The following is a 21,808-nucleotide window of genomic DNA, read 5'->3' as shown; positions in this document are numbered from 1 at the left end:
CCCCTTGAACCTGTATAGCGCGCGGGGCGCTGATATCGAAGGGGTGGAAAACGACCTGCAGGGAAGGGCGTTTTCGAGAGTCACGCCTCCGGCGGCGCCTGGCCGGCGGGGCGAGTCACTGGATGATTCCTGGCAGCCCGCCTGCGGCGGGCTGAGAGTCATTGCCTCCGGCAAAGGCTGAGCGGCCGCAATCAGAGTCACTGCCGTACCGGCGGGGAGCGGCCTGCGGCCGCGAGTCACTGCCCTGCGGGCTGTCGCCTGCCGCGGGCCGCTCAGTGCGTCATTACGAGGCGTTATGCTGATTCACATAATTATGTAGATTCACATAATTCTCCGTAACGCCGCACGGAGCGGAGGCCACGATTTCCGCAAATACAGCACGCTGATCGATGCCAGCGTGCCCTGGAACAGCGTCTCCATCGCGATGAGCTTGAGCTGCGAATCCAGGAACAGCACCGCGAACACCTCGTGTCCCAGCCCGCCCAGGTGCAGGCGCAGATAAGTCTTCACCGTGTCGCTGTCGTTCATTGCCGGCTTCTCGGCCAGCTGCTGGTTCAGCGAGCGCCGCGCAATCTCCAGCACGGCGGCGATCTCCGCCCGCTTGGCAGGCCCCAGACCCTTGACCTTGCCGAGGTCTTGCACGCTGGCCGCCAGCAGCCCGGCCCAGCCGTCGAAGCGGTCCAGCAGGCTCTGCGCCAGCTGCAGCACGGGCATGCCCTTGAGCCCCGTGCGCAGCAGCAACGCCAGCAGCTCGGCTCCGCCAGCGCCTGTGGGCCGCGGGCGAGCAGTTTCTCGCGCGGACGGGCGTCGGGGGGCAGATGGGTCAGCGACATAAAATCGGCGCCAGTCTAGCCAAGCGTCTTCTTCTCTCGCATGAACCCCATCCAGGCCGGGTCCTTCCTGACTCTGCATTACCGGCTCTCGGGCCCGGACGGTGCCGACATCGTCAACACCTTCGACGACAAGCCCGCCACGCTGTCCCTGGGCACCGGCCAGCTGTCGCCGGCCATCGAGGCGCGCCTGATCGGCCTGCCCGAGGGCGCGCACGAGCGTTTCACGCTGGCGCCCGGCGAAGCCTTCGGCGAGCGCAACCCCGAGCTGCTGCAGCGCGTGAAGCTGACGCTGCTGCGCCAGCTGGGTGACCCGGACGAGGTCTACAACGTCGGCGATGTCGTGCAGTTCCCCGGTCCGGACGGGCAGGGCGGCTATGCCGGCATCGTGCGCGAGCTGGGGGACGAGGCGGTGCTGTTCGACTTCAACCACCCTCTCGCGGGCCAGCCGGTCAGCTTCGAGGTGCAAGTGATCGGGGTGTTGTGATGGAAGCCGCCGTGAATCTCCAGGAAGTGCTGCTGGCCGAGCCGCGCGGCTTCTGCGCCGGCGTGGACCGCGCCATCGAGATCGTCGAGCGCGCGCTGATCAAGTTCGGCGCGCCCATCTACGTGCGCCACGAGATCGTGCACAACACTTATGTCGTCAACGACCTGAAGTCGCGCGGCGCCATCTTCATCGAGGACCTGGCCGATGTGCCGGCCGGCGCCACGCTGGTGTTCAGCGCCCATGGCGTCAGCCAGGAGGTGCGCCGCGAGGCCGCCGCGCGCGGCTTCCAGGTGTTCGACGCAACCTGCCCGTTGGTCACCAAGGTCCATGTGGAAGTGGCCAAGCTGCACCGCGAGGGCTTCGAGTTCATCATGATCGGCCACAAGGGCCACCCCGAGGTCGAAGGCACGATGGGCCAGCTGTCGGACGGCATCTTCCTCGTGGAAGAGGTCGAGGACGTGGCCAAGGTCCAGGTGAAAGACCAGACCAAGCTGGCAGTCGTCACGCAGACCACGCTGAGCGTGGATGACGCCGCCGAGATCCTGGCCGAGGTGAAGCGCGTGTTCCCGCAAGTGCGCGAGCCCAAGAAGCAGGACATCTGCTACGCCACGCAGAACCGCCAGGACGCCGTCAAGGTGCTGGCGCCGCAGGTGGACGTGGTCATCGTCGTCGGCAGCCCCACCAGCTCCAACAGCAACCGCCTGCGCGAACTGGCCGAGCGCCTGGGCACGCCCGGCTACATGGTGGACGCCGCCGAGGACCTGAAGGCCGAGTGGGTGGAAGGCCGCCCGCGCGTGGGCCTGACGGCCGGCGCCTCGGCACCCGACGTGCTGGTGCAGGCCGTCATCGACCGCCTGCGCGCGCTGGGCGCCACCACGGTGCGCAGCCTGCCGGGCGTGGAAGAGCATGTGCGCTTCCCGCTGCCCATGGGCCTGGGCGACAAGTCCATGGCCGAGGTGAGCGCCTCTCGATCTTGAAGCCGGTGCCTCATGCATCCGGCGGCGCTGACATCGGCGCCGTTTTCATGTTCGATTTCTGAAAGATTCCCATGCTCGACATCACCCAACTGCGCAAGGACCTCGATGCCGTCATCGAGCGCCTGAACGCACGCAAGACCCCGCAAGCCTTCCTGGACGTCGACCGCTTCAAGGCGCTCGAGGCCGAACGCAAGGCCGTACAGACCCGCACCGAAGAATTGCAGGCCCGCCGCAACAGCCTGTCCAAGCAGATCGGCATGGCCAAGGGCAAGGGCGAGGACGCCTCTGCGCTGATGGCCGAGGTGGGCGGTATCGCCGACGAGCTGAAGGCCGGCGCCGAGCGGTTGGACGCCATCCAGATCGAGCTCAACGACCTGCTGATGGGCGTGCCCAACCTGCCCGATGCCAGCGTGCCCACCGGCGCGGACGAGACCGGCAATGTCGAGGTGCGCCGCTGGGGGGCACCGCGCACGTTCGACTTCGACGTCAAGGACCATGTGGACCTCGGCGCCCCGCTGGGCCTGGATTTCGAGACCGGCGCCAAGCTGTCGGGCTCGCGCTTCGCCTTCCTGAAGGGCCCGGCCGCCCGCCTGCACCGCGCGCTCGCGCAGTTCATGCTGGACGTGCAGACCAGCGAGCACGGCTACACCGAGTGCTACACGCCCTACATCGTCAACCGCGAGATCCTCGAGGGCACGGGCCAGTTGCCCAAGTTCAAGGAAGACATGTTCTGGGTGCTGCGTGGCGGCGACGAGGAGCAGGTCGAGCAGTACCTGATTTCCACGTCGGAAATCTCGCTGACCAACACCGTGCGCGAGAGCGTGCTGAAGGCCGAGGAGCTACCGGTCAAGCTGACGGCGCACAGCCCCTGCTTCCGCTCGGAAGCCGGCTCGGCCGGCCGGGATACGCGCGGTCTGATCCGCCAGCACCAGTTCGACAAGGTCGAGATGGTCCGCATCGAGCAGCCCGAGCACAGCATGGCCGCGCTGGAAGAGATGACCGGCCACGCCGAGGCCGTGCTGCAGAAGCTGGGCTTGCCGTACCGCACCATGCTGCTGTGCACCGGCGACATGGGCTTCGGCTCGACCAAGACCTACGACCTGGAGGTCTGGCTGCCGGCGCAGAACACCTTCCGCGAGATCAGCTCCTGCTCGAACATGGGCGCCTTCCAGGCCCGCCGCATGCAGGCGCGCTTCAAGAACGCGCAGGGCAAGAACGAGCTGGTGCACACGCTGAACGGCTCCGGCCTGGCCGTGGGCCGCACGCTGGTGGCGGTGCTGGAGAACTACCAGAACGCCGACGGCAGCATCACGGTGCCCGAGGCGCTGCGCCCCTACATGGGTGGCGTCGAGGTGCTGCGCGGTTGATTTCTGGCGGAGTCGAAAAATCCGGCTACAATGCGAGGCTTCGCTCTAGCCGAATCCGAATTCAGGAGAGGTGGCAGAGTGGTCGAATGTACCTGACTCGAAATCAGGCGTACGGTATCCCCGTACCGTGGGTTCGAATCCCACCCTCTCCGCCAAATCCTTGTTTCGACCCAAGGTCTTGAAAGCCCGCCTCGTGCGGGCTTTTTCGTTGGGGCCTGCGTTCAGCCCTTCATCCCCCACTGCGCCAGCAACTGGTCCTTCAGGTCGAGGAACAACTGCAGCTTCTTCTCGTCCTCGGACTGCAGCAGGTGCGCGGCCATGTTCTCCATGTTCTTGGCGCACTGCTCCAGCAGTTCCTTGGAGCCGATGCTGGACATGAGCGCGCCGATGCAACTGATCAAGACCAGATCGGTTGCCTCGAGCGCGGCGATTTTCGAAGAGATATCCATGGGCGCGTCCTTGCGTTGACCTCGCGGTGCGACAGCCGCCAGGGTACGACGAAGCGAGGCGCCCGCCGGGCTCAGCGTCGTGGCTCAATGGCGGTCACGACAAACTGCCCACCTTCGTGGGCCGCCTTGAAGCGCACCTTGTCGCCGACCTTGAGGCCGTCCAGCAGCTTCTTGTCGCGGGCCTGGAAGACCATGGTCATCGCCGGCATGTCCAGTGACTTGATCTCGGCATGGCGAAGCGTGACCTTGGCCGCGGCCAGGTCCACCTTGCGCACTTCGGCGTCCGTCATGGCGTCCGCGGCGGATGCCGCAGCGGCCGGCGGCTCCATGGCCAGGGACAGGATGGGTGCGGCCAGCAGCGCGGCGCAGAGAAGCAGGTTCTTCATGAGTGGGTCTCCTTGATTCAGTGGGCGCGGACGATGAACTTGCCGCGCATGCCGGCCTGGAAGTGGCCGGCGATGAGGCAGGCGAAGTCGAACTCGCCTGCCCGGTTGAAGGTCCAGACGATCTCGCCGGTCTGGCCCGGTTTCACGTGGGCCATGTAGGGCTCGTCGTGCTCCATGCCGGGAAACTTCAGCATCTGCGCCGCATGTGCTTCCAGTTCCTTCTGCGTGCCGATGACCAGTTCGTGCAGCACGGCGCCGGTGTTGCGCATCACCAGCCGGATCGTCTCGCCCTGACGCACCTCGATGCGCGACGGCGTGAAGCGCATGTCATCGCTCATCGCGATGTTGACGGTGCGCTGGGCGGCACGGCGCTCGCCAGCGACGCCCCAGGGTTTCTGTTCCTTCCTGACGGCGGCGGGGGCGCTGGCGGCATGGTCTCCATGGGCGTGTGCGCCGGCTCCGGCGAGGGCCAGCGCGAGGGCGGTAATGATGTGTTTCATCGCGGTCTCAATGGTTGTGATGGCCTTGCGGCTTGCGAACCTGCACCTCGACATCCGAGGCGCGCGGCGTGGGCGCCGCCGCCTTGGCGGCGGCCGGGGCATCGCCCACCTCGTGGGCGACGGTGCCGGGCGGATGCTGGAACCAGCCGGGGTCGGTGTAGTCGCCGCGCTTCAAGCCGCGCCTCACTTTGAGCATGCTGAACATGCCGCCCATCGCCACCGGGCCGAACGGGCCTTCTCCGGCCATCATGGGGGCGGTGTTGTCGGGCAGCGGCATGCTCATCTCTGTCATGTCGTGCATGCCGCGCTCGCCCATGAGCATGTAGTCCGGCACCAGCTTGCGGATCTTGGCGGCCAGGCCGCTGTGATCCACGCCGATCATCGTGGGCACGTCGTGGCCCATCGCATTCATCGTGTGGTGGGCCTTGTGGCAGTGGAAGGCCCAGTCGCCTTCCTCGTCGGCGATGAACTCCATCTGCCGCATCTGGCCGACCGCGATGTCGACCGTCACCTCGGGCCAGCGTGCTGTCTTGGGCACCGGGCCGCCATCCGTGCCCGTGACCTCGAACTCGTGGCCGTGGATGTGGATGGGATGGTTGGTCATCGTCAGGTTGCCCACTCGCAGGCGTACCCGGTCGCCCTGGCGCGCCACCAGCGGCGAGATGCCCGGGAACACGCGGCTGTTCCAGCTCCACAGATTGAAGTCCAGCATGGTCATGATCTTGGGCGTCGCGCTGCCGGGCTCGATGTCATAGGCATTGAGCAGGAAGGCGTAGTCGCGGTCCACCTCGGCGATGTGCGGATGCTTCGCCTTGGGATGCGTGATCCACAAGCCCATCATGCCCATCGCCATCTGCACCATCTCGTCGGCATGCGGGTGGTACATGAAGGTGCCGGGGCGGCGCGCGACGAACTCGTAGACCCAGGTCTTGCCGGGCGGGACGGCCGGCTGCGTCAGGCCGGACACGCCGTCCATGCCGTTGGGCAGGCGTTGGCCGTGCCAGTGCATGCTGGTGACTTCAGGCAGACGGTTGGTCACGTAGAGGCGCACGCGGTCGCCTTCGACGACCTCGATGGTGGGGCCGGGGCTCTGACCGTTGTAGCCCCACAGGTGGGCCTTGAAGCCGGGTGCCATCTCGCGCACGACCGGCTCGGCGACGAGGTGGAACTCCTTGACGCCGTCCTTCATGCGCCAGGGGCAGGTCCAGCCGTTCAGCGTGACGACGGGGTTGTAGGGCCGCCCGGTGGGCGGGACGAGCGGGGCTTGCGTGTCGGGCGAGGTCTGGATGACCGGCTCGGGCAGCGCGGCGAGCGATGCCTTGGAGACGGCGGCCAGCGACGCCAGCGTCGATCCCGCGAGCAGGGAACGTCGGTTGAACATCAGGTGTCCTTGCAATTCAGTGGGGAGCCGCCGCAGCGGCGGCGGGAGCAGCACCGGCCTGGGGCAGGGTGGGGGACGCGCGGCCCAGCAGGGCCTGGTCCAGGTCCGCCTGGGCCAGCCAGAAGTCGCGCAGCGCGTCCTGCGCGGCGGCCACGGCGGCCACTTGCGCGCGGGCGTCGGCCAGCAGCTCGAAGACGCCGATCAGCATGCCGTTGTAGCGCAGCAGCTGTTCGTCGGAGATGCGCTGGGCCAGCGGCAGCAGTTCGTCGCGGTGCTGGCGTGCGATGTCCCAGGCGCCGCGGTACAGGCCGTAGGCCTCGCGCACCTCGGAGCGGGCACGGATGGCGGTGTCGGCGGCGTCGTGTGCCGCCTCGCGGGCCAACGCCTGCGCGCGTGGCAAGGGGCCGGGGCCGAACAGCGGCAGCTCCAGCGTGACCTCCCAGCCGCGCTGCACCGGCGCCTCGTTGGACGAGTTGTGCGCCACGCCCAGTTCCAGCATGGACACGAAGCGGTTGATGTGGCCTGCGTCCAGCTGGCGCCCCGCTTGCTCCAGCCGCAGCCGCGCGGCCTGCACATCCAGGCGCTGAGCCAGGGCCAGCGTTTCGATGTCGGGCTGCTCGCGCGCGGCGGCGGGCAAGGCAGGCAGGCGCTCGGGCAGCCGCAGTGCCGCAGCGTCGGCGCCCCACAGCCCCAGCAGCCGAACGAGGCGCTCGCGAGTCGCCAGGCGCTGGTTCTCGGCGCGGGCGAGCGCGAGCCGGGCTTCGGCCGCGAATCCCTGCTCACGAGCGCGCGCCAGCGCGTTGAAGTTGCCGACGGCCTGCATGCGCCGGGCCAACTCGGCACCGGCGTCGGCGGCTTCCAGCACCTGGCGGCGGTAGGTCAGCGTCTCCTCGGCGGCCACGGCGCTGACCCAGGCGCGGCGTGCGTCCGCAGCCAGCGCCAGCACGTCGGCGGCGGCCTGCTGCTGCTCGGCCTGCAGGCGGCGCTGCTCGGCTTGGCGCACCAGCGGTAGCGTCAGCAGCCGGGCCAGGTTGAAGTGCCAGCCACGCTCCAGCTCCACCTCGTCGCCACGCGTGAGGCGGCTGAAGCTGAAGCCGGGGTTGGGCAGGCGGCTGGCCGCATCGACCTCGGCGGCCGTTACGCCCAGCCGGGCAAGACGGGCCTGCAGCGCACGGCTGTTCTGCAGCGCCAGCTGCACGGCGGCGTCGGCGGTCAGCGGTTCGCGCAGCCGCGCCGCGAGCGTGTCCGCCGGCAGTGGCTCCAGCGCCAGGGTCTGGCCGGTGTGGGGCTGGGTCAGACGGCTGACGTCGGTGACTTCGTCACCGGGCGTCAGGCTGGCGCAGCCGGTCAGCGCCAGCGCCAGCGCGGTCAAATGCAGGGTGCGCTTCATTGGCTCTTCTCCTGCGGCGGCGTCTCGCGGGCATAGGTGCGCCAGCCGCCCACGCGTTCGACGCGCTCGTTGGCGGCGCGCCAGTCGGCGGGCGGTGGATCTTCTGCAGCTTGCGGCGATGGGGCCTTCTTGATGGCGACGGGCGGCACCTTGGCGCGTGCGTCGGCGGGGTCGGGGCGCGGTTGCGCTGTGGCGCTCAACGCGATGCAGGCGGTGAGCAGCGCCCCGGCAACGGGGAACAGTTGGGGCATGACAGCCTCTCGGAACGGATGACCGGCCCGCCGGGGCGCGTCAGTGCGCGCGCGGCGGGAACAACAGCAGCGTTGGCAGGAGGCTCAGGCCCGGGGCGGCGGGTCGGGCAGCGGCGGCACGACGCCGGTCCAGCGCTCGGCCGGTACCTGCGCGACGCGTGTGGCCGGCAGGATGTTCGGGGTCAGCACCAGCGCCGGTGGCGGCGCGGCGGCCAGACAGCAGGGCGCGCAGAGCTTGCAGGCCGAGCTGTCGGCATCGGCTGGCGCATCGGCCTCGTGATGGCCGTGATGCTCGTGGTCGCCATGGCCGGCGACCGCAGGCGTCGGCTGCACCGGGGCGCACTCCAGTTGCGCGGCCGCAAGCAGGCTGCGTAGAGGCAGCAGCACGAGCAGCAGGCAGAGGACGAGGAAGCGGCCGGGGCGACGCATGGGCCGCACTTTAACTGCGTTGCAGCCAGGCCCGCGGCGACAGCCCCTCGTGCCGCTGGGTGAAGAGTCGGCTCAGCGCGGAGGCATTGGCGTAGCCCAGCTCGGTGGCCAGCAGCTTCAGCGGCTTGCCCGCGCGCAGCTCCGCCCGCGCGATGGTCAGCCGCCAGTCGGCGAGGTAGTCGGCAGGCGTGCTGCCCACAACCTCGCGAAAGGCCTCCGCGAAGCGGCTGCGAGACATGCCGGCTTCCGCGGCCAGCCGCTCCAGCGTCCAGGCGTCGCCGGGACGGGCGTGCGCCGCGGTCAGCGCGCGTGCCAGCCTGGGGTGGGCCAGGCCGTTCAGCAGGCCCACGGGCAGCGGTGCGCCGCGCTGGTCCAGCATCCAGCGCAGCAGTTGCAGCAGCAGCACCTCGAACAGCCGGTCGGCGAGCAGCCGCTGGCCGCAGCGCACGCGCTCGGCCTCGCCGAACAGCAGGGACAGCGTCTCGTTGATGCCCGTGACGCGGGCCAGCGGCAGCACTACCAGCGGCGGCAGGGCCTGCACCAGCGGGTGGGCGTCGCCCTGCTCGAAGTCCAGCGTCGCGCAGACGAAGTCCGAGCCCTCGGTCGGGGCGTTGTGGAAGTCGTGCGCCAGCGGGCGTGGGTAGAACACCAGGCTGGGTTCGCGCACGACCACGCGCTGGACCAGCCCGCTGTCGGCCGCGTGGTGGACCTCCATCTCGCCGTTGCGCATCACGTGCAGGAAGCCCCGTCCCGGGCGCGCATCGAAGCGCGTCACGCCGCACAGCGGGCCGTTGTGGAACAGGCTCGCGCGCACGCGGAAGCGGTCGAGCAAAGGGCTGAGGCGGTCCAGCGGTGCCACGTTGGTCATGGGACGATTGGGTGCTTATGTTGGACGGAATGATACCTATCGACCTGCGCAGGCCCGCACAGTGGAGGCCTCTTCACTGCCATCCCAAGGTGACCTCCATGACCTCCCGTCTTCCCCTCGTTTCCGCCACCGACACCCCCGCCGCCAGCCGCGCGCTGCTGGACGCCGTGCATGGCGCGTTCGGCGCCACGCCCAACATGTTCCGCGCCGTTGCCAACTCGCCAGCCGCGCTGCAGGCCATGTGGGGCTTCTTTGGCGCGCTGGGCGGCGGCACCATCCCAGCCAAGCTGGGCGAGCAGATCGCCGTGGCGGTGGCCGACCGCAACGCCTGCGAGTACTGCCTGGCTGCCCACACGGCGCTGGGCCGCAAGGCTGGGGCTTCGGCTGCCGAGATGAGCGCGGCGCAGGCCGGCGAGTCGGCCGACCCGGCGACGGCCGCGGCACTGCGCTTCGCGCTGAAGCTGGTCGAGCAGCGTGGCCAGGTGGGTGACGCCGATGTCGCCTCGCTGCGCGCGGCCGGTTTCGACGATGGCCAGATCGTCGAAATCCTGGCTCACGTGGCCCTGAACCTGTTCACCAACTACGTGAACGTCGCGTTTGCGGTGCCGGTGGATTTCCCCGGCGTGAAGCTGCGCGCGGCGGGCTGACAAACAACAAGGCCTCGGACATCGCCGAGGCCTTGCTTCAAGAAGCGGTCGCCGTGCCGGTCAGACCAGGCCCTGCTTGGACGCCAGCACGGCGGCCTCGGCGCGGCTGGACACATTGAGCTTCTTGTAGATGCTCTTGATGTGGTCGTTGACCGTGAACCACTTGATGCCCATCAGATTCGCGATCTCCTTGATCGTGAAGCCCTTGCTCAGATAGGTCAGCACTTCACTCTCGCGCGGGGTCAGGCGCTCCCACTCGGGCGGCGGGTCCAGCGCGACGCTGCGGCTGTTGCTGAACGGCGCGTGTGACGACGACAGCGAGCCGAAGCCCGAGTTCAGCGGCATGGTGCCGCTGTCGCTGGACGAGGGCCGGAAGTGCGACAGCAGCCGGCGGGCGATGGCGGGCGACAGCGGCGGCTGGCCGCGCACGATGCGCTGCAGCTCTTCCACCAGCACCTCGAAGCGGTCTTCCTTCAGCAGGTACCCGTCGGCGCCGCATTGCAGCGCAGGGAACAGGTGGTCGTCATCCGAGTACAGCGTCGTGACGATCTTGATCGCCGTGGAGCCGGCCAGTTCGGTGAGGAACTCCATGCCGTTGCCGTCAGGCAGTTCCAGGTCCACCAGGATGAGCTTGAAGCCGCTGTCGGGCGCCGTGCCCGAGAACTTGCTTACCTGCCGGCGCGCGTTCTCGAGATCGCCGACCTCGGTGATCTCCATCGCATCGCTGAAGCTCTCTCGCACCACGCGGCACAGAAAGCTGCGGGCGACGGGGTTGTCTTCAATGATCAGGACTTTGACGGTCATGGCGTCAGTGGGGCGGCTGTCGTTTCGATTGGCGAATGTAGCTCACCACCCTCTGAAAGCCCCGCGAGAACGCGGGGGACCACGCCCCCGTTTCAGGCTTCATGGGTTGGTGAGAACTACCTTGCCCACGACCTCGCGAGCCGCCATGCGCGCGAAGGCGGTGGGCAGCTGATCCATGGGCAGCACGCGGTCGAGCACCGGTTTGATCTTGCCCGTCGCGTACCAGGCCGCAAGTTCTCCCAGCATCTTGGCGTTACGCCCGGGCTCGCGCTTCGCGAACTCGCCCCAGAACACGCCCACGACGGAAGCCCCCTTCAGCAGCGTCAGGTTCAGCGGCAGCGCGGGGATGGTGCCCTGCGCGAAGCCGATGACCAGGTAGCGGCCGCGCCAGGCGATGGAGCGGAAGGCGGCTTCGGCCAAGTCACCGCCGACGGGGTCGTAGATGACGTCGGGACCCTTGCCCTCGGTCAGCGCCTTCAGCTCGTCGCGCAGGTTTTGCGTGGTGTAGTTGATGGTGGCGTCGGCGCCCAGCATCTTGCAGGCGGCGCACTTGGCATCGCTGCCGGCGGCGGCAATGACGCGTGCACCGGCCGCCTTGGCGATCTGGATGGCCGCCGTGCCGACGCCGCCGGCCGCACCGAGGATGAGCACCGTCTCGCCGGCCTGCAGCGTGCCGCGGTCCATCAGCGCGTGATAGCTGGTGGCGTAGGTGCAGATGAAGGCCGCGGCGTCCTCGAATGCGAAGCCGTCCGGCAGCGGCATGGCCAGAATGGCCGGGATGCAGACCTCGGTGGCGAAGCCACCCAGGCCCCCGAAGGCCGCCACACGCTGGCCCACGGCAAAGCCCTTGACGCCTTCGCCCACCTCGGTGACGACGCCCGAGAACTCCGTGCCCGGCACGAAGGGCAGCGGCGGCTTCATCTGGTATTTGTTCTGCACGATGAGCAGGTCCGGGAAGTTCAGGCTCGCGGCCCTGATCTGCACGCGGATCTGCCCGGCTGGCAATACGGGCGCCGGCAGGTCCAGCCATTGCAGCGCGTCGACGCCCACCGGGTTTTCGCAGAGCCAAGCCTTCATCGTCGTCTCCTGTTCTGAACAGCGGACGATGATAGGAATCAAGGTGGTTACACCCGGTCTCCGAGGTGACGCTCTCCCTACAATTGGCAACCATGCGCATCCTGATTTCCAACGACGACGGCTACCTGGCCCCGGGCCTGGCGGCCCTCGTGAAGGCCTGCGAGGGCCTGGGCGAGATCGACGTCATCGCCCCCGAGCAGAACGCCAGCGGCACGTCCAATTCGCTGACGCTGAATCGCCCGCTGAACGTCTACCGCGCCGTGAATGGCTTCCGTTACGTCAGCGGCACGCCTTCCGACGGCGTCCATCTGGCGCTGAGCGGTTTGCTCGGCTACCGGCCCGACCTGGTGCTGTCTGGCATCAACAACGGCGCCAACATGGGCGACGACACGCTGTATTCCGGCACCGTCGCGGCGGCCACCGAGGGCTATCTGTTCGGCATTCCGTCCATCGCGTTCTCGCAGGCCGAGAAGGGCTGGGGCGATCTGGAGGCTGCGGCCCGCACGGCGCGCAGTGTTGTCGAGCAGGTTATCGCCGGCGGGTTGGGCCAGGGCTTCCTGCTCAACGTGAACATCCCGAACCGCGCCGATGCCGACCAGTTGCCGCGCAAGATCACGCGTCTGGGTCGTCGCCACTCCGCGGAGGCCATCATCGAGCAGATCAACCCGCGCGGCGAGACCATCTACTGGATAGGCCCGGCGGGCATTGCCAAGGATGCCGGTGAGGGCACCGATTTTCATGCGACGGCCAACGGCCAGGTGTCCATCACGCCGCTGCAGGTGGACCTGACCGAGCACTCCTCGCTCGGCTCCTGGGCGCAGCGCCTGGGTCTTTGAATGTCCACACCCAAGCGTTTCCCGGCCAGCCTGAAATCGGCCACCGCGCCGCAGCGAGAGCTGCTGATGCCGCAGCGCCACCTGCGCCAGGCCACGGCCGATGCGGCGCGGCTGGCGCGGCCCAGCGGCACGGGGCTGGACAGCGGTGCGGTGCGCGAACGCATGGTCAACCGGCTGCGTGCCGAAGGCAAGTTCAACGAGCAGGTGCTGGCCGCGATGACCGCCGTGCCGCGCCACGAGTTCGTCGACAGCGCGCTGGCCGCGCAGGCCTACGAAGACACGGCCCTGCCCATCGGTCATGGCCAGACCATCTCCAAGCCATCGGTTGTCGCCCACATGCTGGGTCTGCTGTTGGCGGGGAACGGCGCTCGCCAACGCGGCTCGCTGGGGCGGGTGCTGGAGATCGGCACCGGCTGCGGCTACCAGGCCGCGGTCATCGCGCTGCTGGCGCGCCAGGTCACGTCCATTGAGCGGCTGCAAGGCCTGCACGACAAGGCCAAGGCCAACCTGCAGCGCATCGTGCTGCCGCGCGCACCGCGCCTCATCTGGGGCGACGGCCGTGTTGGCCACTCCGCCAGCGGGCCGTTCGACAGCATCATCGCGGCGGCCGGTGGCGAGGACATTCCACCGGCGTGGATGGAACAACTGGCACCCGGTGGACGGCTGATCGCGCCGACACATTCGGGCACGCGCGGCCAGGTGCTGGTGGTGCTGGACCACGTCGTCGAAGGCGGCGCCAGCCGCTGGATTCGCAGCGAACATGAGGCGGTTCTTTTCGTCCCCCTAAAATCCGGCGTCGTCTGACGGGGCCGCTGGCGCACCGCGCCGCACAATCGGGTCGGCCCTCAACGTGCCACACACGATGCCCTCTAGCCTGCGCCTACTTTTTGTCACCCTCATCCCTTCACTGCTGCTCAGTGCCTGCAGCAGCGTTTCGCTGAACCAGGCGCCTGTCGAGGACCGCAATCCCCAGCCGCCCAAGGTCGTGGCCGCGCCGCCGGCGCCGGCGGCTTCCGCGCCGGCAACTCCCGAGGTCAAGCCGCCGCCCGGTGCCGAGAACGCCGGCAAGCCCGGCTACTACACGGTCAAGCCGGGCGATGCGCTGATCCGCATCGCGTTGGACAACGGCCAGAGCTGGCGCGACGTGGCCAAGTGGAACGGCCTGGAGAACCCGAACCGCATCGAGGTGGGGCAGGTGCTGCGCGTGGTGCCGCCGGGTGTGGAGCCGGGCACCGCGACGGCCCGACCGATCGCGGGCGCGGCCAAGACGGAGACCCGTCCACTGGACGCCAAGCCGCCGGTGGCATCGGCCAGCGCGGCCTCCGCAGCCACGACCGCTGCGGCACCGAAGGATACGTCCAAGGACACCGCCAAGGACTCGGCCTCCGATGATGACAACCTGGCCTGGGCCTGGCCGGTGTCGCAGCCCGTCAGCGCCGGTTTTGACGAGCAGCGCAACAAGGGGTTGGACTTCGCCGGCAAGCCGGGCGACCCGGTGCTGGCGGTCGCCGATGGTCGCGTCGTTTACGCAGGTTCGGGCTTGCGCGGCTACGGCAACTTGGTCATCATCAAGCACAACAACACCTACCTGACCGCGTATGCCCACAACCGGGCGATGCTGGTTGAACAGGATCAGGTGGTTCGCAAGGGCCAGAGGATTGCCGAGATGGGTTCCACCGAAAGCGACACCGTCAAGCTGCACTTCGAAGTGCGCAAACTGGGCAAGCCCGTCGACCCGGCCAAGCTGCTGCCGCCGCGCTGAGAAAGCGCTCGGTACCTCCAACCTCTAACGGGCCAGCCACACGCCATGAAACGCGCTGCGCCCAAGTCCAACGGCCATGACGGCGCGAGCCGCGAGCCCGGCGTCATGCTGAGCATGAACGGCGGCGTTGAACCCGAGACGGGCCCGGAACCTGCCGAGGAGGATGGCCAGGCGCTGCGGTCGACGAATGACGACGTCGAACTGGGCAATGCCTTGCAGGCCTATCTGCGCGACATCCGGCGCACGCCGCTGTTGACGCCGCAGCAGGAGTTCGACACGGCCCGGGCCGCGCGGGCCGGCGATTTCCAGGCCCGCCAGGCCATGATCGAGCACAACCTGCGGCTGGTCGTCAGCATCGCGAAGAACTACCTGGGCCGCGGCCTGCCGATGAGCGATCTCATCGAGGAGGGCAACCTCGGGTTGATGCATGCCATCAGCAAGTTCGAGCCCGAGCGCGGCTTCCGCTTCTCGACCTATTCCAGCTGGTGGATACGTCAGAGCATCGAGCGCGCGCTGATGCACCAGGCCCGCCTGGTGCGCTTGCCGGTGCACATCGTGCGCGAGCTGAATCAGGTGCTGAAGGCGCGCCGTGCGCTGGAGGCGCTGCAGAGCGCGCAGGGTGCCGAAGGGCGCGTGCGTGCCGAGGACGTGGCGCAGGCGCTGGGCAGGCCCGTCGATGAAGTGGCGGAGCTGCTGGCCTATGCCGAGCTGCCCAGCTCGCTGGATTCGCCGGTGGACCGCAACGGCGAAGGTGGGGAGTCCATGCTGGACCTGGTGGCCGACGAGCAGGCCATCGACCCCATGGGCCTGCGGCTATCGCACGAGGTCGAGGAACTGCTGCAGCACGGCCTGGCCAGTCTGAATGATCGCGAGCGCGAGGTGCTGTCCGGCCGCTACGGCCTGTCGGACCGTGAGCCGGAGACGCTGGACGTGCTCGCCATCCGCCTGAAGCTCACGCGCGAGCGCATCCGCCAGATTCAGCTGGAGGCGCTGGCCAAGCTCAAGCGCAACATGATGCGGCACGGCGTGGACCGGGACAGCATCTTCTAGAGCCCCTTCGGCCAGCCGGGATAATCCCGGTCATGAATCACATGACGGAATGGCTCAAGGTCGAGAGCATCGAGCTTGAGGCGCAGGGCGTGGCGCACAACGCCGAGGGCAAGGTGGTGTTCATCGACGGCGCCTTGCCGGGCGAGATCGTGAAGGCGCAGATCGCGCGTCGCAAGAACAACTGGGAGCAGGGCCAGCTCACCGAGATCAAGAAGGAAAGCCCGCTGCGCGTGACGCCGGGCTGCCCGCACTTCGGGCTGCACGCCGGCGCCTGCGGCGGCTGCAAGATGCAGCACTTGCAGGCCGGGGCGCAGGTGGCGGTCAAGCAGCGTGTCGTCGAGGACCAGCTCTGGCATCTCGGCAAGGTCAAGCCCGAGGTGCTGCTGCGCCCCATCGAGGGCCCGACCTGGGGCTATCGCTACCGCGCTCGCTTCTCGGTGCGCTATGTGCAGAAGAAGGGCGTGGTGCTGATCGGCTTCCACGAGCGCAAGAGCCGCTACGTGGCCGACATGCAGGTCTGCAGGGTCGTGCCGCAGGTGGTCAGCGACCTGCTGATGCCGCTGCGCGAGCTGATCTCCGGCATGGCCGAGCGCGACCGCCTGCCGCAGATCGAGCTGGCCATGGGCGACGACGTCATCGCGCTGGTGCTGCGCCACCTGAACCCGTTGCCGGACGGTGACATCGCGCTGCTGCGCGAGTTCGCGGCCAAGCACGGTGTGCAGTGGTGGCTGCAGCCCAAGGGGCCGGACACGGTCAAGCTGCTCGACGAGGGCGGAGCGCAACTGGCCTACAGCCTGCCGGAGTTCGGCATCCGCATGCCGTTCAAGCCGACCGACTTCACGCAGGTCAACCCGCACATCAACGCGACGCTGGTGGGCCGCGCGCTGCGACTGCTGGCCGTGCGGCCGGACGAGCGCGTCATCGACTGGTTCTGCGGCCTGGGTAACTTCACGCTGCCGCTGGCGACGCAGGCACGCGAGGTGCTGGGCATCGAGGGTAGCGAGACGCTGGTGCAGCGCTCGTTCGAGAACGCCACGGTCAACGGCCTGGCGCACAAGACCCGCTTCGTCGCGCGCAACCTGTTCGACATGACGCCCGAGCTGCTGGCGGCCGATGGCTACGCGGACCGGTGGCTCATCGACCCGCCGCGCGAGGGCGCCTTCGCGCTGGCCAAGGCCGTGGCCGACATCGCGCAGGACCCGTCGCTGGCGCCGGGCTGGGTGCCACCCAAGCGCATCGTTTACGTGTCGTGCAACCCGGCGACGCTGGCGCGCGACGCCGGCCTGCTGGTCAATGTGGCGGGCTACCGCTGTACGGCGGCCAGCGCGGTGAACATGTTCCCGCACACGGCCCACGTCGAGAGCATTGCGGTGTTCGAGCGCTGACGGTGCCGGCCTTCTTCGCGTAACTCCGGAGCCGCGGCGTCGGCAGACTGGACAAAATAAACGTAAACAAGATTGTTTAGTTGTTTGTCCAGCCCCCTTCATCGGAGACAAGAAGGCCATGTTCAACCGATTTCCCTTTGCCCGCCTTCTAGCGCTGGCGGCGCTCGCCCTTGGCGTCGCGTCGGCCTCCCACGCGCAGGCTGACAACGTTGCCGCGTCGCCCGCGCTGAAGCGTGGCGTCAACATCGTGGGCTACGACCCGCTGTGGACCGAGCCCGCCAAGGCGCGCTTCCAGCCACGGCATATGCAGGCGATTCGCGACGGCGGCTTCGACCATGTGCGGCTGAACCTGCATGCGTTCGCGCACATGGACACGCAGGGGCAGTTGTCGGCGACCTGGCTGAAGACGCTGGATGAACTGATCGATGCGGGCCTGAAGGCCGGGTTGCAGGTCATCCTGGACCAGCACAACTTCATGGACTGCGCCAATGAGGTCGACACCTGCCGCACGCGGTTGAAGGCGTTCTGGCGCCAGGTCGCAACGCGCTACCAGGGGGCGCCGGACGGTGTCATCTTCGAGATCCTGAACGAACCCAACGGCGCGGCCGATGCGGTCTGGAACGACATGCTGGCAGAGAACCTGGCCATCATCCGCGCGACCAACCCGACGCGGCGCGTCATCGTGGGGCCGAAGTTCTGGAATTCGCTGGACCACCTGGACAGCCTGCGCCTGCCCGAAGGCGACCGCCGCCTCATCGTCACCTTCCACTACTACACGCCCATGGAGTTCACGCACCAGGGCGCAAGCTGGACGCCACAGTTCCAGAAGCTGTCGGGCATCACCTGGGGCTTGCCGACGGAACTGGACAAGCTCAAGGCCGACATGGACAAGGTCAAGGCCTGGGCCGACAAGGCGCAGCGCCCCATCCTGATGGGCGAGTTTGGCGCGCTGGAGACGGCCGGCATGGCGCAGCGCGTGGCCTGGACCGCAGCGGTCGCGCGGGCGGCCGAGGCGCGTGGTTTCGGCTGGTCGTATTGGCAGTTCGATTCCGACTTCATCCTGTGGGACATGAAGGCGGACGGCTGGGTCAAGCCGATTCACGCTGCCCTGGTGCCTGAGAAGGCGGCCAAGACGCAGGCGGCGCCCGCGCGCGACCCGGCGCTGGATCACCTGATCAACACGCCGCGCGTCACGACCTGGAATGTCTACGGCGCCGACGGCATCGCCACGCAGCAACTGCCGTGTGCCGCGTTTGGCAAGACGTGCCTGCGCGTGCCTTTGCAGGCGCTCAAATCCAATGTCTGGGACATCGGTGTCACCGCCCCGGTGCAAGGAGCGATCGCCAAGGGCGATCAGGTCCAGCTCGTCATGTGGGCGCGTCTGGACACTGACGACGCCCGGGCCAAGGAGACAGTGCCGGTGCTGCTCCAACTGAACGCAGCGCCCTACACGGCGGTCGTTTCGGGCACTGCCACCCTGACCAGCCAACTGGAGCCGGTGGCCATCGGCGGCATCGCGGCTGCGGCCTTCGAGGCCGGCACGGTGAACATCGCCTTGCAGGTGGGGCAGTTGGGTCGTCCCATCGTGATCAGCGCGCCGCTGGTGCTGAAGAACTACAAGCCGGCCAAGCAATAAAAAAGGAGCCGCGTCAGCAGGCTCCTTCATCAAGCGGCTGCCGTGGAACCGGCTTCGCCGGGCCACTGGCAGCGCCCCCTTGAGGGGGAGGCGCGGAAGCGCCTCCGGGGGTGGGTCGATCAGTCGCGCTCGCCGCCGAAGATGCCCAGCAGCGACAGCAGGCTCTGGAACACGTTGTAGATGTCCAGGTAGATGGCCAGCGTGGCGCTGATGTAGTTGGTCTCGCCGCCGTCGATGACGCGCTTGATGTCGTACAGCATGAAGGCCGAGAACACGCCCAGCACCAGCACCAGGATGGTCAGCATCAGCGCCGACGACTGCAGGAAGATGTTGGCGATGCCCGCGACCATCAGGATGATGGCGCCGACGAACAGGAACTTGCCCATGTTGGACAGGTCGCGCTTGATGACCGTGGCGAGGCTGGCCATTGCGAAGAAGATCGCTGCCGTGCCGCCGAAGGCCGTCATGATCAGGCTGGCACCGTTGCGGTAGCCCAGCACCTGCGCAATCAGGCGCGACAGCATCAGGCCCATGAAGAAGGTGAAGCCCAGCAGGGCGACGACGCCCATGCTGCTGTTCTTCGTCTTCTCGATGACGAACATCAGGCCGAAGGCGCCGACGAAGAACACGATGGTGCTGATGCCGAAGCCCATCGTGGCCATGAAGCCGGTGGCGACGCCGATCCAGGCGCCCAGCACGGTCGGCACCAGCGACAGGGCCAGCAGCCAGTAGGTGTTGCGCAGCACGCGCTGACGGTCGGCGGCCAGGCCCGGGGCGGCATAGCCGTATTGGGTTTGCAGGCTGTCGTTCATGATGTCTGTCCTCCGAGGGAGCAATGAAAACCGCATCGATTCTAGGTCGCTGCCAGGCGGCTACATTGAGGGCTGTTCCTTGAAACGCAAGACCATGAAGCAGCAAGCCCAACTCGAACTCTCCGACGTCAAGCGCATCGCAGCCGCCGCCGAAGCCCATGCCCAGCAAAAAGGCTGGGCCGTGTCCATCGCCATCGTGGATGCCGGCGGCCACCTGCTGTGGTTGCAGCGTCTGGACGGCGCGGCGCCCATCTCGGCCCAGATCGCTCCTGCCAAGGCGCACACGTCGGCGCTGGGCAAGCGCGAAAGCAAGATCTACGAGGACCTGATCAATCAGGGGCGCTACTCCTTCCTCAGCGTGCCGGGCCTGCAAGGCCTGCTGGAAGGCGGGGTGCCCATCCTGGTGGACGGCCAGGTGGTGGGCGCGGTGGGTGTCAGCGGCGTCAAGTCCAGCGAAGATGTGGAGATCGCCAAGGCCGGCATCGCGGCACTTTGAGGCGTCACAAGCCGGTCACGAAGCCTCCGTACTTACCCCAGTCGGCTATACTCGATGGGTTTACCTGAACCCTACGCTGCCCGGCGCCAAAACCCCTCGGTTTCTACAAGTTGACCCGTCTTCGGACGGGTTGATGCTGGGCACGCGATCCACTTGCGGAGACCCTTTGTGCTGACCGACCTGCTCCATCCCCCTCAAGCAATCCTGGCTCTGGCGGATGGGACGGTGTTCCGAGGCCAGTCCATCGGCGCGACCGGCCAGACGGTCGGTGAAGTCGTGTTCAACACGTCGCTGACCGGCTACCAGGAAATCCTGACCGACCCCAGCTACTGCAAGCAGATCGTCACGCTGACGTATCCGCACATCGGCAGCTACGGCATCGCCGACGAGGACGTTGAAGCGTCCAAGGTGTTCGCTGCCGGCCTGGTCATCAAGGACCTGCCGATTCGCGCCTCCAACTTCCGCTCGGGCAAGACGCTGGACGCCTACCTGCGCGAACAGGGCACGGTCGGCATCGCCGGCCTGGATACGCGCCGCTTGACGCGCGTGCTGCGCACCAAGGGCGCGCAGAACGGCTGCATCCTGGCGCTGCCGGCCGGTGAAGCCATCACGCAGGCCCACATCGACACGGCGGTCGCCGCTGCGAAGGGCGCGCCGTCGATGGCCGGTCTGGATCTGGCCAAGGTCGTCAGCCGGACTGAACCCGACACTTGGACGCAGACCGAATGGAAGCTCGGCAGCGGCTATGGCACGCAGACTGCTCCGAAGTTCCACGTCGTCGCCTACGACTTCGGCGCCAAGAGCAACATCCTGCGCATGCTGGCCGAGCGCGGCTGCAAGGTCACCATCGTGCCGGCGCAGACGCCCGCCAGCGCCGTGTTCGACCTGGAGCCGGACGGCGTGTTCCTGTCCAACGGCCCGGGCGACCCGGAGCCCTGCGACTACGCCATCAAGGCGACGGCGCAACTGGTCGAATCCGGCATCCCGGTCTTCGGCATCTGCCTGGGCCACCAGATCCTGGCACTCGCCTCCGGCGCCAAGACCTTCAAGATGAAGTTCGGCCACCACGGTGCCAACCATCCGGTCAAGGATCTGGACAGCGGCCGCGTCGGCATCACCAGCCAAAACCACGGCTTCGCGGTGGACCCCGAGACGCTGCCGGCCAACCTGCGTGCCACGCACGTCAGCCTGTTCGACGGCACGCTGCAGGGCATCGCCCGCACCGACAAGCCGGCGTTCAGCTTCCAGGGCCACCCGGAAGCCAGCCCGGGCCCGCACGACATCGCGTACCTGTTCGACCGTTTTATCCGCCTGATGAGCAAGGCCTGAGGTAAGAGCCATGTTCGGCATCACCGACCTCGGCACCTACCTCGCGGCAGCGATCTTCATCATCCTGCTGCCGGGGCCCAACTCGCTATACGTGCTGTCCGTCGCCGCCCAACGCGGCGTGCGCGCGGGCTACACAGCGGCGTGCGGCGTGTTCGTGGGCGACGCGGTGCTGATGACGGCCGCGGCCGCCGGTGGCGCGTCGCTGCTGATGGCCAGCCCGCAGATCTTCTTCGTCGTGAAGATGGTCGGCGCGGCCTACCTGGGCTGGATCGGCATCCAGCTGCTGCGCGGCGGCATGAAGAGCTGGCGTGGCGAAGTGCAGGCCGAACAAGCGCCCCGCGTCGTGGATGCCGCCCAGCCGTTCAAGAAGGCGCTGGTCGTCAGCCTGCTGAACCCCAAGGCCATCGCCTTCCTGCTGTCCTTCTTCATCCAGTTCGTCGATCCGGCCTACCCGCATCCCGCGCTGACCTTCCTGATCCTGGGTTCCATCATCCAGGTTCTGAGCTTTCTCTACCTCTCGACGCTGATCTTTGCCGGCGCCCGCCTCGCGGCGGCTTTCCGTGCGAGGCGTCGTCTCTCGGGCGCTGCGAATGCCGGCGTCGGAGCCCTTTTCGTTGGGTTCGGGGCCAAGCTGGCCACGGCCACCCTCTAAGTTCCAA

General features: G+C 67.9%; 24 protein-coding genes, 1 tRNA gene and 1 pseudogene. 14 read left to right on the top strand and 12 right to left on the bottom strand.

What is annotated here, in order from left to right; translation table 11 throughout:
• Positions 1-378: 378 nt before the first annotated feature.
• A pseudogene (locus tag J2X21_RS17080) lies at positions 379-833 on the bottom strand (UPF0758 domain-containing protein); the annotation flags it as partial.
• Between the two features lie 40 nt (positions 834-873).
• On the opposite strand from J2X21_RS17080, the gene J2X21_RS17075 reads away from it, so the two are divergent.
• The 4 genes from J2X21_RS17075 to J2X21_RS17060 all read left to right on the top strand — a co-directional run bounded on the left by J2X21_RS17075 (position 874) and on the right by J2X21_RS17060 (position 3,816).
• Positions 874-1,317 carry an FKBP-type peptidyl-prolyl cis-trans isomerase gene (locus tag J2X21_RS17075; RefSeq protein WP_310330586.1) on the top strand — a complete coding sequence of 148 codons (444 nt, stop codon included), beginning with the start codon at positions 874-876 and terminating at the stop codon, positions 1,315-1,317.
• Positions 1,318-1,328: 11 nt separating this feature from the next.
• Positions 1,329-2,294: a 4-hydroxy-3-methylbut-2-enyl diphosphate reductase gene (gene ispH / locus J2X21_RS17070; protein WP_404667361.1), complete on the top strand. Its 966-nt coding sequence runs from the start codon at positions 1,329-1,331 to the stop codon at positions 2,292-2,294.
• Positions 2,295-2,365: 71 nt separating this feature from the next.
• Positions 2,366-3,661: a serine--tRNA ligase gene (serS, locus tag J2X21_RS17065; protein ID WP_310330582.1), complete on the top strand. Its 1,296-nt coding sequence runs from the start codon at positions 2,366-2,368 to the stop codon at positions 3,659-3,661.
• Positions 3,662-3,725: 64 nt separating this feature from the next.
• Positions 3,726-3,816, top strand: a tRNA-Ser gene (locus J2X21_RS17060).
• A 66-nt stretch (positions 3,817-3,882) separates the two neighbouring features.
• Here the strand turns inward: J2X21_RS17060 and J2X21_RS17055 are convergent.
• The 8 genes from J2X21_RS17055 to J2X21_RS17020 form a co-directional block, all read right to left on the bottom strand.
• Entirely contained in the window at positions 3,883-4,110 is a 228-nt protein-coding gene (locus J2X21_RS17055) for a hypothetical protein (protein WP_310330580.1), read from the bottom strand.
• Between the two features lie 71 nt (positions 4,111-4,181).
• Positions 4,182-4,496, bottom strand: coding sequence for a copper-binding protein (locus J2X21_RS17050; protein ID WP_310330579.1), 315 nt, complete (start codon positions 4,494-4,496; stop codon positions 4,182-4,184).
• 17 nt (positions 4,497-4,513) lie between these two features.
• Positions 4,514-4,996 carry a cupredoxin domain-containing protein gene (locus tag J2X21_RS17045; RefSeq protein WP_310330576.1) on the bottom strand — a complete coding sequence of 161 codons (483 nt, stop codon included), beginning with the start codon at positions 4,994-4,996 and terminating at the stop codon, positions 4,514-4,516.
• Between the two features lie 7 nt (positions 4,997-5,003).
• Entirely contained in the window at positions 5,004-6,377 is a 1,374-nt protein-coding gene (locus J2X21_RS17040) for a multicopper oxidase family protein (protein ID WP_310330574.1), read from the bottom strand.
• 16 nt (positions 6,378-6,393) lie between these two features.
• Complete coding sequence (locus tag J2X21_RS17035) at positions 6,394-7,767, bottom strand: TolC family protein (RefSeq protein WP_310330572.1); 1,374 nt, start codon at positions 7,765-7,767, stop codon at positions 6,394-6,396.
• Positions 7,764-8,018, bottom strand: a complete 255-nt coding sequence (locus J2X21_RS17030) for a hypothetical protein (protein ID WP_310330569.1) — start codon at positions 8,016-8,018, stop codon at positions 7,764-7,766. The genes J2X21_RS17035 and J2X21_RS17030 overlap by 4 nt, the downstream gene beginning before the upstream one ends.
• Positions 8,019-8,102: 84 nt before the next feature.
• Positions 8,103-8,447 carry a hypothetical protein gene (locus J2X21_RS17025; protein ID WP_310330567.1) on the bottom strand — a complete coding sequence of 115 codons (345 nt, stop codon included), beginning with the start codon at positions 8,445-8,447 and terminating at the stop codon, positions 8,103-8,105.
• Positions 8,448-8,457: 10 nt separating this feature from the next.
• On the bottom strand, positions 8,458-9,315 hold the full coding sequence (locus tag J2X21_RS17020) for an AraC family transcriptional regulator (RefSeq protein WP_310330566.1): 858 nt from the start codon (positions 9,313-9,315) through the stop codon (positions 8,458-8,460).
• A 98-nt stretch (positions 9,316-9,413) separates the two neighbouring features.
• On the opposite strand from J2X21_RS17020, the gene J2X21_RS17015 reads away from it, so the two are divergent.
• Positions 9,414-9,962, top strand: coding sequence for a carboxymuconolactone decarboxylase family protein (locus tag J2X21_RS17015; protein WP_310330564.1), 549 nt, complete (start codon positions 9,414-9,416; stop codon positions 9,960-9,962).
• Positions 9,963-10,022: 60 nt separating this feature from the next.
• Here J2X21_RS17015 and J2X21_RS17010 read toward each other — a convergent pair whose 3' ends face one another.
• Both J2X21_RS17010 and J2X21_RS17005 read right to left on the bottom strand, forming a co-directional pair.
• The gene (locus J2X21_RS17010) at positions 10,023-10,766 is read right to left on the bottom strand and encodes a LuxR C-terminal-related transcriptional regulator (RefSeq protein ID WP_310330563.1); all 744 of its coding nucleotides are present in this window, start codon (positions 10,764-10,766) and stop codon (positions 10,023-10,025) included.
• Between the two features lie 99 nt (positions 10,767-10,865).
• The gene (locus J2X21_RS17005) at positions 10,866-11,843 is read right to left on the bottom strand and encodes an NADPH:quinone oxidoreductase family protein (RefSeq protein ID WP_310330562.1); all 978 of its coding nucleotides are present in this window, start codon (positions 11,841-11,843) and stop codon (positions 10,866-10,868) included.
• A 92-nt stretch (positions 11,844-11,935) separates the two neighbouring features.
• Between J2X21_RS17005 and surE the strand changes: the two genes are divergently transcribed.
• The 6 genes from surE (at position 11,936) to J2X21_RS16975 (ending at position 18,512) form a co-directional block, all read left to right on the top strand.
• Positions 11,936-12,679 carry a 5'/3'-nucleotidase SurE gene (gene surE / locus J2X21_RS17000; RefSeq protein ID WP_310330561.1) on the top strand — a complete coding sequence of 248 codons (744 nt, stop codon included), beginning with the start codon at positions 11,936-11,938 and terminating at the stop codon, positions 12,677-12,679.
• Positions 12,680-13,483 (top strand): protein-L-isoaspartate(D-aspartate) O-methyltransferase, encoded by an 804-nt coding sequence (locus tag J2X21_RS16995; RefSeq protein WP_310330559.1) that lies wholly within the window; start codon positions 12,680-12,682, stop codon positions 13,481-13,483. It abuts the gene before it with no gap.
• A gap of 58 nt (positions 13,484-13,541) precedes the next feature.
• Positions 13,542-14,441 (top strand): peptidoglycan DD-metalloendopeptidase family protein, encoded by a 900-nt coding sequence (locus tag J2X21_RS16990; protein WP_310330558.1) that lies wholly within the window; start codon positions 13,542-13,544, stop codon positions 14,439-14,441.
• Between the two features lie 45 nt (positions 14,442-14,486).
• Complete coding sequence (gene rpoS, locus J2X21_RS16985; RefSeq protein ID WP_310330556.1) at positions 14,487-15,491, top strand: RNA polymerase sigma factor RpoS; 1,005 nt, start codon at positions 14,487-14,489, stop codon at positions 15,489-15,491.
• A gap of 32 nt (positions 15,492-15,523) precedes the next feature.
• Positions 15,524-16,876: a 23S rRNA (uracil(1939)-C(5))-methyltransferase RlmD gene (rlmD, locus tag J2X21_RS16980; RefSeq protein WP_310330555.1), complete on the top strand. Its 1,353-nt coding sequence runs from the start codon at positions 15,524-15,526 to the stop codon at positions 16,874-16,876.
• 118 nt (positions 16,877-16,994) lie between these two features.
• Positions 16,995-18,512, top strand: a complete 1,518-nt coding sequence (locus J2X21_RS16975) for a glycoside hydrolase family 5 protein (RefSeq protein WP_310330554.1) — start codon at positions 16,995-16,997, stop codon at positions 18,510-18,512.
• 119 nt (positions 18,513-18,631) lie between these two features.
• Here the strand turns inward: J2X21_RS16975 and J2X21_RS16970 are convergent, their stop codons facing one another.
• Positions 18,632-19,324 (bottom strand): Bax inhibitor-1/YccA family protein, encoded by a 693-nt coding sequence (locus J2X21_RS16970; protein ID WP_310330552.1) that lies wholly within the window; start codon positions 19,322-19,324, stop codon positions 18,632-18,634.
• Between the two features lie 94 nt (positions 19,325-19,418).
• Here J2X21_RS16970 and J2X21_RS16965 point away from each other — a divergent pair, with 94 nt between their 5' ends.
• The 3 genes from J2X21_RS16965 (at position 19,419) to leuE (ending at position 21,801) form a co-directional block, all read left to right on the top strand.
• Complete coding sequence (locus J2X21_RS16965) at positions 19,419-19,820, top strand: GlcG/HbpS family heme-binding protein (protein WP_310330551.1); 402 nt, start codon at positions 19,419-19,421, stop codon at positions 19,818-19,820.
• Positions 19,821-19,988: 168 nt separating this feature from the next.
• The gene (gene carA / locus J2X21_RS16960) at positions 19,989-21,149 is read left to right on the top strand and encodes a glutamine-hydrolyzing carbamoyl-phosphate synthase small subunit (protein WP_310330550.1); all 1,161 of its coding nucleotides are present in this window, start codon (positions 19,989-19,991) and stop codon (positions 21,147-21,149) included.
• 10 nt (positions 21,150-21,159) lie between these two features.
• Positions 21,160-21,801 (top strand): leucine efflux protein LeuE, encoded by a 642-nt coding sequence (gene leuE, locus J2X21_RS16955; protein ID WP_310330548.1) that lies wholly within the window; start codon positions 21,160-21,162, stop codon positions 21,799-21,801.
• Positions 21,802-21,808 lie beyond the last annotated feature (7 nt).

The organism is Roseateles asaccharophilus (genome assembly GCF_031458115.1).
GTDB lineage: Bacteria > Pseudomonadota > Gammaproteobacteria > Burkholderiales > Burkholderiaceae_C > Pelomonas > Pelomonas asaccharophilus_A.
The sequence above is the reverse complement of the archived record's forward strand: the minus strand, read 5'-3'. Positions and strand labels throughout refer to the sequence as shown.

Excerpts from the sequence above, each read along its gene's own strand:
- J2X21_RS17075 (WP_310330586.1), top strand. The coding sequence starts at position 874 with ATGAACCCCATCCAGGCCGGGTCCTTCCTGACTCTGCATTACCGGCTC.
- serS (WP_310330582.1), top strand. The coding sequence starts at position 2,366 with ATGCTCGACATCACCCAACTGCGCAAGGACCTCGATGCCGTCATCGAG.
- J2X21_RS17055 (WP_310330580.1), bottom strand. The coding sequence starts at position 4,110 with ATGGATATCTCTTCGAAAATCGCCGCGCTCGAGGCAACCGATCTGGTC.
- J2X21_RS17050 (WP_310330579.1), bottom strand. The coding sequence starts at position 4,496 with ATGAAGAACCTGCTTCTCTGCGCCGCGCTGCTGGCCGCACCCATCCTG.
- J2X21_RS17045 (WP_310330576.1), bottom strand. The coding sequence starts at position 4,996 with ATGAAACACATCATTACCGCCCTCGCGCTGGCCCTCGCCGGAGCCGGC.
- J2X21_RS17040 (WP_310330574.1), bottom strand. The coding sequence starts at position 6,377 with ATGTTCAACCGACGTTCCCTGCTCGCGGGATCGACGCTGGCGTCGCTG.
- J2X21_RS17035 (WP_310330572.1), bottom strand. The coding sequence starts at position 7,767 with ATGAAGCGCACCCTGCATTTGACCGCGCTGGCGCTGGCGCTGACCGGC.
- J2X21_RS17030 (WP_310330569.1), bottom strand. The coding sequence starts at position 8,018 with ATGCCCCAACTGTTCCCCGTTGCCGGGGCGCTGCTCACCGCCTGCATC.
- J2X21_RS17025 (WP_310330567.1), bottom strand. The coding sequence starts at position 8,447 with ATGCGTCGCCCCGGCCGCTTCCTCGTCCTCTGCCTGCTGCTCGTGCTG.
- J2X21_RS17020 (WP_310330566.1), bottom strand. The coding sequence starts at position 9,315 with ATGACCAACGTGGCACCGCTGGACCGCCTCAGCCCTTTGCTCGACCGC.
- J2X21_RS17015 (WP_310330564.1), top strand. The coding sequence starts at position 9,414 with ATGACCTCCCGTCTTCCCCTCGTTTCCGCCACCGACACCCCCGCCGCC.
- J2X21_RS17010 (WP_310330563.1), bottom strand. The coding sequence starts at position 10,766 with ATGACCGTCAAAGTCCTGATCATTGAAGACAACCCCGTCGCCCGCAGC.
- J2X21_RS17005 (WP_310330562.1), bottom strand. The coding sequence starts at position 11,843 with ATGAAGGCTTGGCTCTGCGAAAACCCGGTGGGCGTCGACGCGCTGCAA.
- surE (WP_310330561.1), top strand. The coding sequence starts at position 11,936 with ATGCGCATCCTGATTTCCAACGACGACGGCTACCTGGCCCCGGGCCTG.
- J2X21_RS16995 (WP_310330559.1), top strand. The coding sequence starts at position 12,680 with ATGTCCACACCCAAGCGTTTCCCGGCCAGCCTGAAATCGGCCACCGCG.
- J2X21_RS16990 (WP_310330558.1), top strand. The coding sequence starts at position 13,542 with ATGCCCTCTAGCCTGCGCCTACTTTTTGTCACCCTCATCCCTTCACTG.
- rpoS (WP_310330556.1), top strand. The coding sequence starts at position 14,487 with ATGAAACGCGCTGCGCCCAAGTCCAACGGCCATGACGGCGCGAGCCGC.
- rlmD (WP_310330555.1), top strand. The coding sequence starts at position 15,524 with ATGAATCACATGACGGAATGGCTCAAGGTCGAGAGCATCGAGCTTGAG.
- J2X21_RS16975 (WP_310330554.1), top strand. The coding sequence starts at position 16,995 with ATGTTCAACCGATTTCCCTTTGCCCGCCTTCTAGCGCTGGCGGCGCTC.
- J2X21_RS16970 (WP_310330552.1), bottom strand. The coding sequence starts at position 19,324 with ATGAACGACAGCCTGCAAACCCAATACGGCTATGCCGCCCCGGGCCTG.
- J2X21_RS16965 (WP_310330551.1), top strand. The coding sequence starts at position 19,419 with ATGAAGCAGCAAGCCCAACTCGAACTCTCCGACGTCAAGCGCATCGCA.
- leuE (WP_310330548.1), top strand. The coding sequence starts at position 21,160 with ATGTTCGGCATCACCGACCTCGGCACCTACCTCGCGGCAGCGATCTTC.